Origin of the sequence: uncultured Psychroserpens sp., assembly GCF_947501425.1 — a bacterium.
GTDB lineage: Bacteria > Bacteroidota > Bacteroidia > Flavobacteriales > Flavobacteriaceae > Psychroserpens.
Genome location: NZ_CANMVN010000037.1, coordinates 1 through 224, shown reverse-complemented (window position 1 = coordinate 224; position 224 = coordinate 1). Strand labels below are relative to the sequence as shown.

Genomic DNA, 224 nt, shown 5'->3' with positions numbered 1-224 from the left:
ATCACATTCTGAGGAACCACAATGCTGTTGCCGTTTCCATCATCGAAGGTCCAATTGATTGTGTATGTTCCTTGTGTGTTGTATGTGAGTGGATCACTAGTCGTTCCTGTGAGCGTGCCTGAACAGTTATCGGTTGTGGTTGGTGCTGTGGCTGTGGCTGAACATTCGCCTGTGATATCAGATAATGTTGGTATCACTGGATCTGTGATATCATCAATAATCAC

The 224-nt window shown here is 44.6% G+C and carries 1 protein-coding gene; it reads right to left on the bottom strand.

All coding sequences use genetic code 11. The annotated features are described in order from the left end of the window. Positions 1-224: hypothetical protein (locus Q0951_RS17090; RefSeq protein WP_299339549.1), on the bottom strand; the 224-nt coding region annotated here is incomplete at both ends.